Source organism: Streptomyces sp. VTCC 41912 (assembly GCF_045799175.1).
Taxonomy (GTDB): domain Bacteria; phylum Actinomycetota; class Actinomycetes; order Streptomycetales; family Streptomycetaceae; genus Streptomyces; species Streptomyces albulus_C.
On sequence record NZ_JBJMAB010000007.1, the window covers coordinates 160,145 to 172,816 of the forward strand.

General features: G+C 72.0%; 12 protein-coding genes. 4 read left to right on the top strand and 8 right to left on the bottom strand.

What is annotated here, in order from left to right; all coding sequences use genetic code 11:
• Positions 1–47: 47 nt before the first annotated feature.
• The gene (locus ACJ6WD_RS13570; RefSeq protein ID WP_232817039.1) at positions 48–434 is read right to left on the bottom strand and encodes a winged helix-turn-helix domain-containing protein; all 387 of its coding nucleotides are present in this window, start codon (positions 432–434) and stop codon (positions 48–50) included.
• 1,221 nt (positions 435–1,655) lie between these two features.
• Between ACJ6WD_RS13570 and ACJ6WD_RS13575 the strand changes: the two genes are divergently transcribed.
• From ACJ6WD_RS13575 to ACJ6WD_RS13585, 3 genes are all read left to right on the top strand, one after another.
• Complete coding sequence (locus tag ACJ6WD_RS13575) at positions 1,656–2,612, top strand: hypothetical protein (RefSeq protein ID WP_331246771.1); 957 nt, start codon at positions 1,656–1,658, stop codon at positions 2,610–2,612.
• Between the two features lie 159 nt (positions 2,613–2,771).
• The gene (locus ACJ6WD_RS13580; protein ID WP_233659343.1) at positions 2,772–4,223 is read left to right on the top strand and encodes an amino acid permease; all 1,452 of its coding nucleotides are present in this window, start codon (positions 2,772–2,774) and stop codon (positions 4,221–4,223) included.
• A gap of 34 nt (positions 4,224–4,257) precedes the next feature.
• Positions 4,258–5,136 (top strand): GNAT family N-acetyltransferase, encoded by an 879-nt coding sequence (locus ACJ6WD_RS13585; RefSeq protein WP_233659342.1) that lies wholly within the window; start codon positions 4,258–4,260, stop codon positions 5,134–5,136.
• 145 nt (positions 5,137–5,281) lie between these two features.
• Here the strand turns inward: ACJ6WD_RS13585 and ACJ6WD_RS13590 are convergent, their stop codons facing one another.
• The 4 genes from ACJ6WD_RS13590 to ACJ6WD_RS13605 form a co-directional block, all read right to left on the bottom strand.
• The gene (locus ACJ6WD_RS13590) at positions 5,282–6,169 is read right to left on the bottom strand and encodes a DUF2268 domain-containing protein (RefSeq protein WP_407615848.1); all 888 of its coding nucleotides are present in this window, start codon (positions 6,167–6,169) and stop codon (positions 5,282–5,284) included.
• A 146-nt stretch (positions 6,170–6,315) separates the two neighbouring features.
• Positions 6,316–7,056, bottom strand: coding sequence for a bifunctional 2-polyprenyl-6-hydroxyphenol methylase/3-demethylubiquinol 3-O-methyltransferase UbiG (locus tag ACJ6WD_RS13595; protein WP_233659340.1), 741 nt, complete (start codon positions 7,054–7,056; stop codon positions 6,316–6,318).
• Positions 7,057–7,155: 99 nt separating this feature from the next.
• Positions 7,156–7,695, bottom strand: coding sequence for a GNAT family N-acetyltransferase (locus ACJ6WD_RS13600; RefSeq protein ID WP_376438440.1), 540 nt, complete (start codon positions 7,693–7,695; stop codon positions 7,156–7,158).
• Between the two features lie 222 nt (positions 7,696–7,917).
• A complete protein-coding gene (locus ACJ6WD_RS13605) occupies positions 7,918–8,829 on the bottom strand; it encodes a hypothetical protein (RefSeq protein WP_407615849.1) in 912 nt (303 codons plus the stop codon).
• Positions 8,830–9,048: 219 nt separating this feature from the next.
• Between ACJ6WD_RS13605 and ACJ6WD_RS13610 the strand changes: the two genes are divergently transcribed.
• Positions 9,049–9,282, top strand: a complete 234-nt coding sequence (locus ACJ6WD_RS13610) for a hypothetical protein (RefSeq protein WP_233659337.1) — start codon at positions 9,049–9,051, stop codon at positions 9,280–9,282.
• A 295-nt stretch (positions 9,283–9,577) separates the two neighbouring features.
• Here the strand turns inward: ACJ6WD_RS13610 and murJ are convergent, their stop codons facing one another.
• The 3 genes from murJ to ACJ6WD_RS13625 form a co-directional block, all read right to left on the bottom strand.
• Positions 9,578–11,347: a murein biosynthesis integral membrane protein MurJ gene (murJ, locus tag ACJ6WD_RS13615; RefSeq protein ID WP_407615850.1), complete on the bottom strand. Its 1,770-nt coding sequence runs from the start codon at positions 11,345–11,347 to the stop codon at positions 9,578–9,580.
• A gap of 411 nt (positions 11,348–11,758) precedes the next feature.
• Positions 11,759–12,265 carry a DinB family protein gene (locus ACJ6WD_RS13620; protein ID WP_016579112.1) on the bottom strand — a complete coding sequence of 169 codons (507 nt, stop codon included), beginning with the start codon at positions 12,263–12,265 and terminating at the stop codon, positions 11,759–11,761.
• A gap of 117 nt (positions 12,266–12,382) precedes the next feature.
• The gene (locus tag ACJ6WD_RS13625) at positions 12,383–12,574 is read right to left on the bottom strand and encodes a hypothetical protein (protein ID WP_016579111.1); all 192 of its coding nucleotides are present in this window, start codon (positions 12,572–12,574) and stop codon (positions 12,383–12,385) included.
• Between the last annotated feature and the right edge of the window lie 98 nt (positions 12,575–12,672).

Below are 12,672 nucleotides of genomic sequence, written 5' to 3' on the forward strand. Positions count from 1 at the left end.
ACCGTACGCGCGCCGGTCACCGGCCCGCACCGGCTACCCGGTCGGCGTCACGGCGTGGGCAGGTACTTGTACCCGATGCCGAAGACGGTGCTGATCAACTTCCGTCGGCCCGGTCCCAGCCGCCGTCGCAGCCGGGCGACGTGCACGTCCACCGTGCGGTCGCTGGACCGGCAGTCCGGCCAGACCGCGGCCATCAGCTGCTGCCGGGTGAACGCCCGCCGCGGGTTCAGCACCAGGTGGGCGAGCAGGTCGAACTCCAGCCGTGGGACGTCGATCTGCCGCCCGTCGATGACGACGGTCCGGGCCGCGGTGTCGATCTGGATCGGGTCCGCCGCGGCCGGCCCGGCCGGTTGTGCACCGGTGTCCGCCGAGGGCGGCTGCGCACACGGCGGGGCGAGGATGATGTGGAGTTTGTCGGAGGTCAATCGATGCACCGACACGGGCTCCAAATCGTGCAAGGTGAGTTGCCACTTGCCGTCGGGGAGCCGGTCGACCGCCAAGGGTGGCCCTCCGCCGGAGCCGACCTTTGCCGGCCGACCGAAATCGGCATCCGGTCGCAACGCAAGGGGGGTCGTCGACGCGTTCATAAACATGATCTGGGCCCATTCCTCTTGCAAAGCAGGCGTGTTCGGACAGACATGGCGGTGCTCGACGTGCGGCGTGCGGTTCGGCCACGCCGCACTCGCTGCGCAGGCCGGTGTGGAGCCGGGCAGGCGCACCGGCACTCGTGATGCGGGTGCGTCCAGCGGGCCGATCGCCCTTCCGTCCCTGTTAGGAGGGGCGTTCGCGCCCGTGCCCGTGCGCGGTCGTGACGTGAACAACCGTCACGTCACCGGTCTGACCGAACGCTACATGTGATCGCGCGCTTCCGGATAGTAGCTTCCGCTAATCACGGTTGCTCTTGAGCCGATTTCGTGTTTGCCGACGTTCGCGGCCCGTGTGACCAGGCGCGTCGCATCGAAGGCGGTCAGGAAGCGATGCGTTGTGCATCGATTTCTTTACCACTTCCTTATGAATCGCTCTCCGTCTCCCGCCCGGCGCGGTGCCTTCGTCGCCGCGCCGGGCGGCCGAACTCCCCGAAGGCATTGCGGTATTCGCCGGGCGTCCGGTGGCCCGGTCCGTGCGGGCCGGGCCGGCCGGTGCGGACCGCCCCGCCCCGGCGGCCCGCGCGACGGCACCCCGGCCGGATCCGCGTCCGGTGTCGGTCGGCGAGGAGTGGGTGAGGGTGCTCGCGCGGCGGACCACGGCCCTGCCGGCCGGAGCGTGGCCGGAGGTGACCGGCGCGATGGCTCGACCGTGCCGGGTCCCGTCGGCGGTGTGGTAGCGCTGTTCCCCTTCGCCCTCGTGGAGCGCCGTGCGGGCCGTTCGACGGGCGCCGTTCGGGCCGTTCCGTGCCCGCGCCCCGCTCGCGTGACTGGCCGTCAGGCGGGACTGAATATGCCAGTCATAAGCGCCCGGCGGGCTGGTTTGCGTTTCAAACTCCCCACGGCGAAAAGGTGCGGAACCAGATATTCCAGACGACTGTTTTCGAAATGAGGAGGAAATGAGTAGGGTGTGCCCCGCTGCCGACTGACCAGCGGCGGCGGTCCAGCCGAATTCGGCATGGACGGAATGCGTAGGTGCCGCAAGGTACCCACGTGCACCGGGAGGGGAACATGCCGGGTGGCTCATTCGAGGGGCACTACGTATGGAGTCCAGCAGCCGATGACCGGGCGCTGGCGCGAGCGTGTATGGATGTCCGTGCCGGACGCTACTTGAGCGCTCACGAGGTGTTGCGGGAGACCCGGCAGGATTTCGAGCTGCGGGCCCACCGGTCGTTGGTGCTGGCCTCCGAGGCGGCCGGCACCGACCTGGCGGAACGCTGGCTCGCCGAAGAACCGGGGCCGGACGCCGCCCTGTTATGGGCGCGGGTGGCCATGCTCCGGGCACTGCGCATGGCCGACGCCGGCGACCGACGGGCCGGCGCACTGGACCGGATCGCGCGCACGGCCTGCGAGCGGGCCGCGAAACTGGCGCCCGGGGACCCCACCCCGTGGGTGGCCCAGCTCGCCCTGGCCCGTCTCGACCGCCCCCACGACCCCGCTCCCCAGGGGCTGTTGACCGCGCCCACCGGGCCCTGGTACCTCTTCGCGCACATCCTCCGCCTCGACCCCTGGCACCGCGAGGCGCACCACCGCTTCCTGTCCTTCTTCTTCACGCGATACGGCGGTTCGTCCAGCGCGAGTTGGGACGTCGCCGCCTTCCTGAGCCAGCGCGCCGCGGCCTCCTCACCGCTCCGACTGCTGCCCCTGGTGGCACTCGTCGAGGACTACAACCCCGCCGCGCTGTTGGCCGACCGCACCTGGGAACAACCGCAGTGGATCACCGCAGCGACCGGCGTCTACCGCAACTGGTTCCCCACCGTGGCCGGCTACCGCTTCACCCCGGTCGTGGACCTGGCCTACCTCGCCCATGCGTTGTTCATGGCGAAGTGCGAATTCGAGGCCCGGGAAGTCCTCACGATCATGGGGCCTTATGCGTCACGGATGCCCTGGAGTGTTTTCGGTGATCCGGAAGAGCAATTGACCAAAGCCAGAAGGGCGTGCGGGCTCCCCATTCCGCACGAACCGTGACGCACTGAACGCACCCCCCACCGAACCGTTGTCCCCACCAACAGAAAGGTTTCGGTAGTGCCCGATCGTACGTCCACCCCAGCCCGCTCCGCATCCCGCTCGAATATCCAGAACGGCCCGGATCTCGCCGCCCTCGATGATGACGCGACCCTGCACGCCATGGGGTATCCGCGGAAACTCACCCGGAGATTCCGCGCTTTCGACAATTTCGCCATCTCCTTCACCATCATCAACATCATCTCCGGCATCTTCTCCTCGTTCGGCTTCGGCCTGAACGCCGGCGGCCCGCGCATCCTGATATTCGGCTGGATCGCGGTCTCCCTCATGGTGCTGTTCGTCGGCGCCGCCATGGGCGAGATCGCCTCCGCGTTCCCGACCAGCGGCGCCCTCTACTTCTCCGCCGGCAAGCTCGCCAAGCGTCACCAGGGCGCCTGGTCCTGGTACACCGGCTGGCTCAACTTCGTCGGCCAGGTCGGGGGCACCGCCGCCACCAACTTCGCGGCCGCCACCTTCATCCAGGCGTTCATCGCCATGCAATGGCCCTCGTACGTGCCCACCGCACCGCAGACCGTCGGCATCACCGCGGCCATTTTGCTGGTGCAAGCCCTCGCAAACACCTACACCGTGCGGCTGGTTGCACTGCTCAACCGAATTTCCGTGTGGTGGCTGCTGGTCGGCATGGTGGTGATCGTCGTCACCCTCGCGCTGATTCCGACACACCACCAAGAACCGTCCTTCGTCACCCACTTCGCCAACAACACCGGCTTCACCAACGCCATTTACGGTGGAATGCTCGGCCTGCTCGTCACCAGCTGGACGTTCACCGGCTTCGACGGCAGTTTCCACATGTCCGAGGAAACGGTGAAGGCCACCGTCAATGCCCCGCGCGGGATCATGCGGGCGATCAGCTGCTCCGCGATCACCGGACTGATCCTCATGCTCGCGCTGGTCTATGCCATTCGCGACTACGACCACGCCGCGAAGGCCGACGCCCCGCCGGTGCAGATTCTCGTCGACGCGCTCGGCGTGCAGACCGCGAAGTTCCTCCTGCTGATCGTCATCGGCGCCATGCTCTTCTGCGGGCTCGCCAACATGACCAGCAACACCCGCCAGATCTTCGCCTTCTCCCGCGACGGCGCGATGCCCGGCTCCCGCTGGTGGCACTCGGTCTCCGACCGCACCCGCACCCCCGTCAAGGCCGTCTGGCTCGCCGCCGTCTCCTCACTGGTCCTGGTCGTCCCCGGCTGGTGGTCGCACACCGCCTTCACCGCGGTCGTCAGCGTCAACGTCGTGGGCCTCTTCCTCTCCTACGGCGTGCCGATCTTCCTGCGGCTGCGCCTCGACGACTTCCCGTCCGGCCCCTGGAACCTCGGCCGCTGGGGCAAGCCGGTCGCCGCGATCGCCGTCCTCTGGATCGTCGTGAGCAACCTCCTCTTCATGCTGCCGCAGCAGTACCCGGTCACCCCGGAGTCCTTCAACTACGCCCCGATCGCCCTGGCGGTGGTCCTCGTGATCGCCACGATCTGGTGGTTCGCCACCGCCCGCCGCCGCTTCCAGGGCCCGGTCAGCTACGGCAGCCCCGACGAGGTCGCCGCGATGGACCTGATCTGACCGAAGAACCACCAGCAGAAAGGGACGCACCCCGATGCGACCGACCCCCCGCACCGCCCCGACGGGCGCCGGCGAACTCAGCGTCGCCGCAGCCCCGTTGGACCACTGGCACGAGATCGTCGACTGGACCGCCGACGAGGGCTGGAACCCCGGCGACGGCGACATCAACACCTTCCACCCCACCGACCCCGACGGCTTCCACCTCGGCCGCCTCGGCGACCGCACGGTCTCCGCCGTCTCGCTCGTCAACTACTCGTCCGCATACGCCTTCCTGGGCTTCTACCTCGTCGCCCCCGGCCTGCGCGGCCAGGGCCTCGGGCTCGCCACCTGGCGCACCGCCCTCCCGCACGCCGGGAGCCGGACCATCGGCCTGGACGCGGTCCCCGCCCAGCAGGAGACCTACCAGCGGGCCGGCTTCACCCCGGCCCACGACACCCTCCGCTACACCGGCCGCCCCACCCCCGGCGCCCCGACCTCCCCGGACACCCACCCGGTCTCCGCCGCCCACCTCGACGCGATCGCCGCCTACGACCGCCGCTGCTTCCCCGCCGACCGGCGCGGCTTCGTCACCCGTTGGCTGACCGCACCGGGCCGCACCGCCGTGGTCCACCTCCGGGACGGCGAGGTCACCGGGTACGGCGTGCTCCGCCCCGCGCACACGGGCCACCGCATCGGCCCGCTCTTCGCCGACACCCCGCAGGCCGCCGAAGCCCTCTTCGACGCCCTCACCGCGCACCTCGATCCGGCCGACGAGGTCACCCTCGATATCCCCGAACCCCACGCAGCGGCAAGGACGTTGGCGACCGCCCGCGGCCTGACGCCCCGCTCGCACACCGTCCGCATGTACACCGGCCCGGTCCCGTCCACGGACCCGTCCCGCACCTTCGGCGTCACCAGCCTCGAACTGGGCTGACCGGACGCCCCGCCGCGCCGACGCACGCTGCCGCGCGCCTCGGAAGGGCCGAGCCCTCCGAAGACGCGCGGCAGCACCGCGTCGGTGCCGTGCACCCGCCGACGACGGCCCCGGGACCGCCCGGGGCGCCGCACCGCCCGCGCGCTCACGCACCGTGCGGCACACCGGCGTTGGTGAGGACCTCGCCCGGCGGCAGGGCCACGCTCTGCGCGGCGGTCAGGCCGGAGGCCGCCAGGTGGGCGTCGACGATCCGCAGCCCCGTCGCGTACCCGGCGAAGTCCGGCAGACCCACCGGCTCGCACCCCATGAGCCGGGCGGTGGCGTCGCCGAAGACGTACGGCGGCAGGTTCGGCATTCCGGCCACGTCGATGGCGGCGGTGACCTTCTCGTACGCACGGTCCAGCGCGGCGCCGGTCAACCCCGTCGCCCACGGGCCCATGGCCTGCTCGCCGGCCAACTCCCGCACGAACGCCTCGGCCAGCCCCTCGGCGACGACCTGTTCCCCCACCGTGACGGTCCTCGGGTCCCAGACCACGTTGGCGTAGCGCACGTTGTGGTGCAGCTCGTGCGCGGCGGCGTGGTCGATCTTGGCCAGGCTCGTCTCGGTGGGCCACATCAGCAGGTGGATCGCGCCGGGGAAGCCCCCCAGACCGAAGTAGCCGGCGCTACGGACCGTCAGGTGGTGGTCGTCGGGATCGCCGAGCACCACCACGACGTGCACCGTCTCGGCGTGCCTGATCCCGGGCACCGCACCACTGATCCGCTCCCAGGCGGCGGTCAGCGACTCCTCGACCCGTTCCCAGACCTGCGCCTGCCGCATCCGGTGCAGGGCGGCCACGTACCGCGGGTCGTCGCGGTCCAGGCGGAAGCCGGCACCCTGTTGGTGCACCTGGGCCTGATCCACGTCGCCCAGTACGGCCATCGGGCCCCGCAGGGGGCTGAGCATCTCTCGCAGGGCGTCCGGCCGCTGGGCGACCGGACGCTCCAGCAGGTCGAGCATCGCGGACGCGGTGTCATGCACAACGATCTCCATGTCCCGGGACCGTAGGGCCTCCTGTTACCGGAGGGTCAAGCCGGGCGACGGCCCCGGGGGTTCCGTCGTCCGAGCGGCGCCAACCTCCAGCCGTCGCGCGGCCCGCGACCCCGCCGTCCGCTCGCCCGGAGCGCGGACGTCCGCGGTCACGGGCGTTCGGCGGCAGCGATCAAGAAGTTGGGCAGGTGGACGTAGCTCTCGATGCCCGGGGTGGTGTCCTGCGCTGCGCGCGCCGTGCGGGGGTCCAGGCCCGGTTCGGCGAGTTCGCGGAGGTGGCAGCCGAGGGCGGCGAGTTCGTTGAGGTAGGCCGAGAGCGGGCGGTGGAAGTCGTGGGCGTAGGTCTGGGGGATGGCGTACTCCTCCAGATAGCGGTCCACGCGGTAGGCGCCGTGCTCGCGCCACGTGGTCAGGAGTTGTTCGAAGGCCGGGTGGTTGACGGAGAAGACGAACCGTCCGCCGGGCCGCAGCGCCTGCACGCAGGCCCGCATCGCCGGCTTCCAGTCCGGGACGGCCGCCAGCACCATGCTGCAGACGACGGCGTCGAACGGGCCGCCGAGATCCGGCAGTCGGGTGAGGTCGGCCTGGACGTAGGCGATGCCCTGCGCGAGGGCGCGTTCCTTCTCCTGGGCGTAGCCGAACATCGTGTCCGTGGGCTCGACGCCGGTCACGTGCGCCCCTCGTGCGGCGAGCATGCGGCTGAAGTAGCCGTGCCCGCACCCCGCGTCCAGGACGCGCAGTCCGCGCACGTCACCGAGCATGCGCAGGAGCACCGGGTTGATCAGGTGGCGCTTGGCGAAGTCGCCGTCGGGCTCCATCGCCTCCAACGCCGCACGGGGGATGTCGTTCCACTGTCGGATCGCCGCGTCGTTCGTCGGGTGAGTGGTCACCGGCCGGAGCGTAGTGCCGGCCGGGCCTCGGCCGCGGCGGCAAAAGCGGCCGTTTCGCCGGCCGGCCGAGCGCCCCGGCCGAGAATCCTGGCGGAGCCGTCAGCGCGGCGCGCTCCGGCCCGTGCGGTACACCACGTTCGGTCGCAGCGGCCCTTCCGGGGCGGCGGGGTCGTCGAAGTCGTACTCCGGGACCCGGGTCATGCCGATCCGGCGCATCACCGCCTGCGAACGGTGGTTGGTGGCCGTCGTCACGGCGAGGACCTCGGGAAGGCCGAGGGCGTCGAAGCCGTGGGCCAGGACCCGCAGCGCGGCCTCGGTGGCGTAGCCCCGCCCCCAGGCCGGGCGGGCGAGCCGCCAACCGATCTCCACACCGGTGAACGGCAGGCCGTCGTCCACCACGTCCAGGCCCGCGAAGCCGACGAACTCGCCCGTGGCACGCACCTCCACCGCCCACCAGCCGTACCCGCGCGCGTCGAACTCGGCCTGGAACCGCGCGACGGAAGCGTCGCTCTGCTCGCGGGTGAGCAGGTCGCCGAGGTGCTCCCGGACCTCGGGGTCGGCGTTCATCGCCGCCCACGGTGCGAGGTCGCGGTCACGCCAACGACGCAGCACGAGGCGTTCGGTGCGCAGTGCGGTCATGCCGCCCAGTCAACGTGAGCGGGGCGGCCGGGGCAATCGGTTTCCGAGCGGCGCTGTGCGCTGGCGGCGGCCCCGGTGGGCGGGAGCGTCAGGCGGTGGCGGTGGCGGTGGCGGTGGCGGTGGCGGTGGCGGTCGCCGTGTCGCCGGGGCGTCGGGGAGGGGTGCGGGACGACCGCAGGCGGTCGTGGAGGGCCGCGAAGGCCGTGCAGGTGAGGGGGAGGGTCAGCGCTGCGGTGACGAGGATGCCGACGAGGACGGGGGTGAGGATGCCGGCGTAGTAGCCGGCGAAGAAGTTGCCCGTGGCCCTTCGAGGAGGGACCGCACGAGGGGGCGCAGCGGCAGGGCGAGTTCCACCACCAGCCGGAGCACCCCGGCGGTGAGCGCGGCCAGCGGCAGCGCGAGGGCGAGGACGCGGGCCCCTCCGGCGCGCGTCCACGTCAGCGACCAGGAGCGGCGCAGCGCCGCTCGGGGGGCGAGGCCCTCGGCCGCGGCGGCCGGGGCGAGGGCGAGCGCCAGGCGCAACACCACGGCGACGAGCACGGCCGCCGCCGGGGAGGCCGCGACGAGCGTGTAGGGCAACGAGCCGCGCTCCAGGGGCTCCGGGGTGTCGAGCTGGTAGCCGGTGAGGGCGTGCGAGGCGGCGGCGACGAGCAGCGGCAGGGGCCACACGATCAGGCCGCGCAGCGCGTAGACGGCGAACACCCCGCGCAGTCGCGCGAATCCGCCGGTACGCGACCGGTCCTCCTCCGCAGGTGCGTCGGCCCCCGCTGCGACGGCCCGGGAACACACGCCCTGGAGGGCCGCGCTGCCGGTGCCGAGGAGGAGCAGGAAGAGCGGGAGCGCGCAGAGGGCGACCCGTACCAGGCCGGAGGGGTCGTGCAGGTAGGGGTCCTCAAGTCGGTGGTATCGGATCTGCTCGTTCCGCATGTGGGTGAAGACGGGCCAGGCGAGCGCGAACGTCGCGGCCGTCAGCAGCAGCCCGGCCAGTCCGGACAGGCCGACGACGCGCACCGTCGCCGCCGTCAGGATGCCCCGATGCCGCCGGAGGGCGGCGAACGCCGTGCCGGCGACGCCGCGTTGCGGGCGCACGTCCGACGGCGGCGTGGTGCGGTCGTGTTGCGTGGTGCGCGTCATGGGGCGAGCCTTCTGTGCGTTCCGGGGCCGTTCCCGGTGGAGACGCGGGGCGGACCGGGCGCGGTTCTCCGGACGCTGCCCGAGCCCGCGGGAGAGGTCGCAACCCACAGAGCCCCCGCCCCAAGCGGCCGACTGCGCAGGCTCGGTCGCACCGGCCCGGCCCACATTCACTCGTGTGAGTGCTGCACCGGAAATCGAACACGTGATGCAATTTGAGGCATGACGCACTACGCATTCCCCGACGACCTCGTCCAGGCCCAGTCCGCCTGGTACGCCGCCTATCAACAACTCGCCGCAGAGGACAGTCCGGTGCGCGCGACGGTACTGCGCCGTCGACTGCAACGACTGTCGGTGCAGATCGCCACGCACCCCTACTGGGCCGACATCCCCGACCAGGCGCCGGCTGCCCGGATCGCCTTGAAGGAGATGCGCTGGGCGGAGGAGCAGTCGTGAGCGCTGCGTACGCGTCGCCCGGGATCGCGGCCGAGCGCGTTCGGCCCGGATGTCGGCCCGGATGCCGGCTCGATGGCGGAGGAGTTGGGGCGACTCGGGTGGTCGGGCGCGACGGATGCCGCGGGCGTCGCGCAGGTGGGGGACGTCGGCGACGGCATGGCGGGTGGGGACGGACGCCGGGAGGGGGCAGGGACGGGCCGCGAGTGGAGGGGCGAGCGAAGGGAGGAGGAGGCCGGCCGCCGACGGTGGCGGGTGCGGCCGGGGGCACCCCAGGCAGGTCCCGCTGGGTGAGGGCTCAGCGGCCCAGTCGGCTGCGGACCATGGTCAACAGGGCGTTGAGTTCGGGGAGTTTGAGGAGTCGGGCGAGGGCGAGGAAGAGGGCGAAGAGGACTGCCGCGCCGACCACGAGGGCGGTCAGGGAGCCCAGGACGTCGGTGCCCAGGGCGTGCAGCAGCGCGGTGGACGCGGCGCCGGCGGCGAGCGCGGCCGGGGCGGCGGCGGTGCACAGGCGGGCGTAGGTGCGCAGGACGCGGGCGCCGTCCAGGTCGCCGCCGAGGCGGTGGCGCAGCCGGCGCCAGGCGACCGCGATGCCGACGGCGAAGGCCAGACCGTAGGAGGCGGCGATGCCGGTGACGGCCCATTGGGCGGGCAGGAGGGCGAAGCACAGGGCGGAGGCGGCGGCGTTGACGAGGGCGACGACGAGGGTGTTGTAGAAGGGCGTGCGGGTGTCCTCGTAGGCGTAGAAGCCGCGCAGCACGACGTATTGGGCGGAGTAGGGGATGAGGCCCAGGCCGAAGGCCATCAGGGCGTGACCGATGCCCTCGGCGCCCTGGGCGTCCGAACTGCCGTAGAGCAGGGTGGCCATCGGCAGGCCCAGGGCGAGGAACGCGAAGGCGCAGGGGACGATGGCGACGGCGGAGGTGCGCAGGCCGTAGGAGATGTCGTCGCGGACGGCGCCGGCGTTCCCGGCATGGGCGGCGCGGGAGATGCGGGGGAGGACGGCGGTCATGACGGAGACGGTGATGATCGCCTGCGGCATCTGCCAGATCTGCAGGGCGAAGTTGTAGGCGGTGATGCCGGCACCGCTGTGGCCGGCGCGCTCCGCGGCGGCGCCCGCCTTGGTGGCGAGTTGGGTGACGACGGTCAACCCGAGCTGGTTGGCGAGCACGAACAGCAGTGTCCACTTGGCCAGGCCGACGGCCTTCCCCAGGCCGTGTCCGCGGAAGTCGAAGCGGGGGCGGAGCCGGACGCCGGCCTTGCGCAGGTAGGGGAACATCGCCAGGGCCTGGACGGCCAGCCCGAGCAGGGTGGCCAGGCCGATGAGCCGGACCCCTTCGGGGGTGATGGTCGCCGGGCTGACGCCGGAGCGGGCGAAGCCGCCGAAGGCCCAGATGAACGCGCCGAAGCCGGCGATGATGACGATGTTGTTGAGGACCGGGGTCCACATCATCGCGCCGAAGCGCTCACGGGCGTTGAGGATCTGACCGAGCACGACGTGGATGCCCATGAAGAACAGGGTGGGCAGGCAGTAGCGGGCGAAGGCCACCGTCAGGGCCATCCGTTGGGGATCTGCCGCGATGTCCGGCGACATCATGCGCACGAGCAGCGGCGCCGCCACCACGCAGAGCGCCGTGGCGCCCGCGAGCAGCACGACGACGAGGGTCAGCAGTCGGTTGGCGTACGCCTCGCCGCCGTCCTTGTCGTTCTTGACGGCGCGCACGAGCTGGGGCACGAACACCGCGTTCAAGGCGCCGCCGCCGACCAGCGTGTAGATCATCGTGGGCAGGACGTTGGCGACCTGGTAGGAGTCGTTGAGGGTGCCGACGCCGATCGCGGCCGCCATGACCAGCGTGCGCAGGAAGCCGGTGACGCGGGACACGATGGTGCCGGCCGCCATCAGGGCGCTGGACTTGGCCAGTCGGGCGGTGCCGCCCTTCGCTTCGGGCGCGGCCGTGGTGGGGGAGGCGGGTGCCGGCACGTCGCGCAGGCGCAACGGCGGGGTGGCGTCCGGCAGATGGCTGCGGAGACCTCCGGGTCCGTCGGACTCTTCGTGTGGCGCAGCCATGCCGGTGCCTCCTCGTCAGCGCGGGCCCCGTGGCCCGTCGTGGTTCGACAGACACCTTCGCACCCCGTGGCGGCCCGTCGGGCACGGGCCGTCGGGGACCGGTGCTTTCCCGCCGCGGTCGTGCGCTTCGCCCGTCCCGGCCGCCCGGCGAGCGGTGCGGGAGGCGCGCCGCGGGTCCTGTATGATCATGAACGAACTCCGGCCCTGCGGGCGGGAGTCCGGCGTCCGTGGTCCAAGGAAAGACGTCCACCATCCGGTGGGAAATGCAGGTGCAAGGCCGGCCGGGCGCTCCACGAGAAGAGGTCCCTCCCCGTGTTGGGGAGGGACCTCTTTCCGTTGGCGCCGGGGGCTCATGAGGGAGTGGGCCGATGCGCCAAGCGGCCCGGGTCCAGTGGGTCAGGGTCCAGCGGGTCAGGGGCCGACGGCGCCGTCGACGCCCTCGCGGAGGAGGTCCGCGTGGCCGTTGTGCCGGGCGTACTCGTGGATCAGGTGCAGCATGATCAGGCGGAGCGACACGTCCTCGCCCCACCGGGGTTGGTACGCGGTGAGGTCGAGGGACTCGGCCGCCTCCTCGATGCGGCGGGCGTGCGCCACCTCGGCCTGCCAGGCGGCGACGGCCGAGGCGCCGGTCGCCTCGGCGTCGTCGAACGCGGCCTGGAAGTCGCCCTCGTCGGACCAGACCAGGGGGATGTCCTCCCCGCCGACCACCCGGCGGAACCACGTGCGCTCCACCTCGGCCATGTGCCGGACCAGGCCCAACAGGGAGAGCGTGGACGACGGCACGGCGCGCCGCCGCAGTTGCTCGTCGGTCAGCCCCTCGATCTTCATCGCGAGCGTGGCGCGGTGGAAGTCCAGGTAGGCGCGGAGCGTCTCCCGCTCACCGGCGCGACGGGGCGGATCGAGGCGTTCGGTTGTCATGTACCGAGAGGTTACCGGCGGGGTGGACGCGGGGGCCGGTGCTCGTCCTGGCGCAGCTCGCGGCCCGGGGTCGGGGTGCCCCGGGCCGAACTGGCAGGTGCCGTGGAAGTGTCGTGGCTAGGGAAGGTACCGCTCCAGGGCGGCCCGCCCCTTCTCGTCGATCAGCCGCTGTGCCCACTGCAGGCTCTCCGGAGTGGGCTCCCGCCCGGACGCCCTGACCAGGTCCTCCGCGTCGAAGGGCCGCTCGCTACCCGTGTACAGCTCCGCCGGTCGCCGCTCGCCCGGGGTACTACTGCCCTTGGTTGTCACAGGTCCTCCTTCGTCCGCGCCCGCCGAGTGCCGGGACCTCGCTGGTTCCATCATGGGACCGGCGCCGGAGACCCGCACGGCGTGCCCGGCCCACCCGG

Excerpts from the sequence above, each read along its gene's own strand:
- ACJ6WD_RS13575 (WP_331246771.1), top strand. The coding sequence starts at position 1,656 with ATGCCGGGTGGCTCATTCGAGGGGCACTACGTATGGAGTCCAGCAGCC.
- ACJ6WD_RS13580 (WP_233659343.1), top strand. The coding sequence starts at position 2,772 with ATGGGGTATCCGCGGAAACTCACCCGGAGATTCCGCGCTTTCGACAAT.
- ACJ6WD_RS13585 (WP_233659342.1), top strand. The coding sequence starts at position 4,258 with ATGCGACCGACCCCCCGCACCGCCCCGACGGGCGCCGGCGAACTCAGC.
- ACJ6WD_RS13590 (WP_407615848.1), bottom strand. The coding sequence starts at position 6,169 with ATGGAGATCGTTGTGCATGACACCGCGTCCGCGATGCTCGACCTGCTG.
- ACJ6WD_RS13600 (WP_376438440.1), bottom strand. The coding sequence starts at position 7,695 with ATGACCGCACTGCGCACCGAACGCCTCGTGCTGCGTCGTTGGCGTGAC.
- ACJ6WD_RS13605 (WP_407615849.1), bottom strand. The coding sequence starts at position 8,829 with ATGACGCGCACCACGCAACACGACCGCACCACGCCGCCGTCGGACGTG.
- ACJ6WD_RS13610 (WP_233659337.1), top strand. The coding sequence starts at position 9,049 with ATGACGCACTACGCATTCCCCGACGACCTCGTCCAGGCCCAGTCCGCC.
- murJ (WP_407615850.1), bottom strand. The coding sequence starts at position 11,347 with ATGGCTGCGCCACACGAAGAGTCCGACGGACCCGGAGGTCTCCGCAGC.
- ACJ6WD_RS13620 (WP_016579112.1), bottom strand. The coding sequence starts at position 12,265 with ATGACAACCGAACGCCTCGATCCGCCCCGTCGCGCCGGTGAGCGGGAG.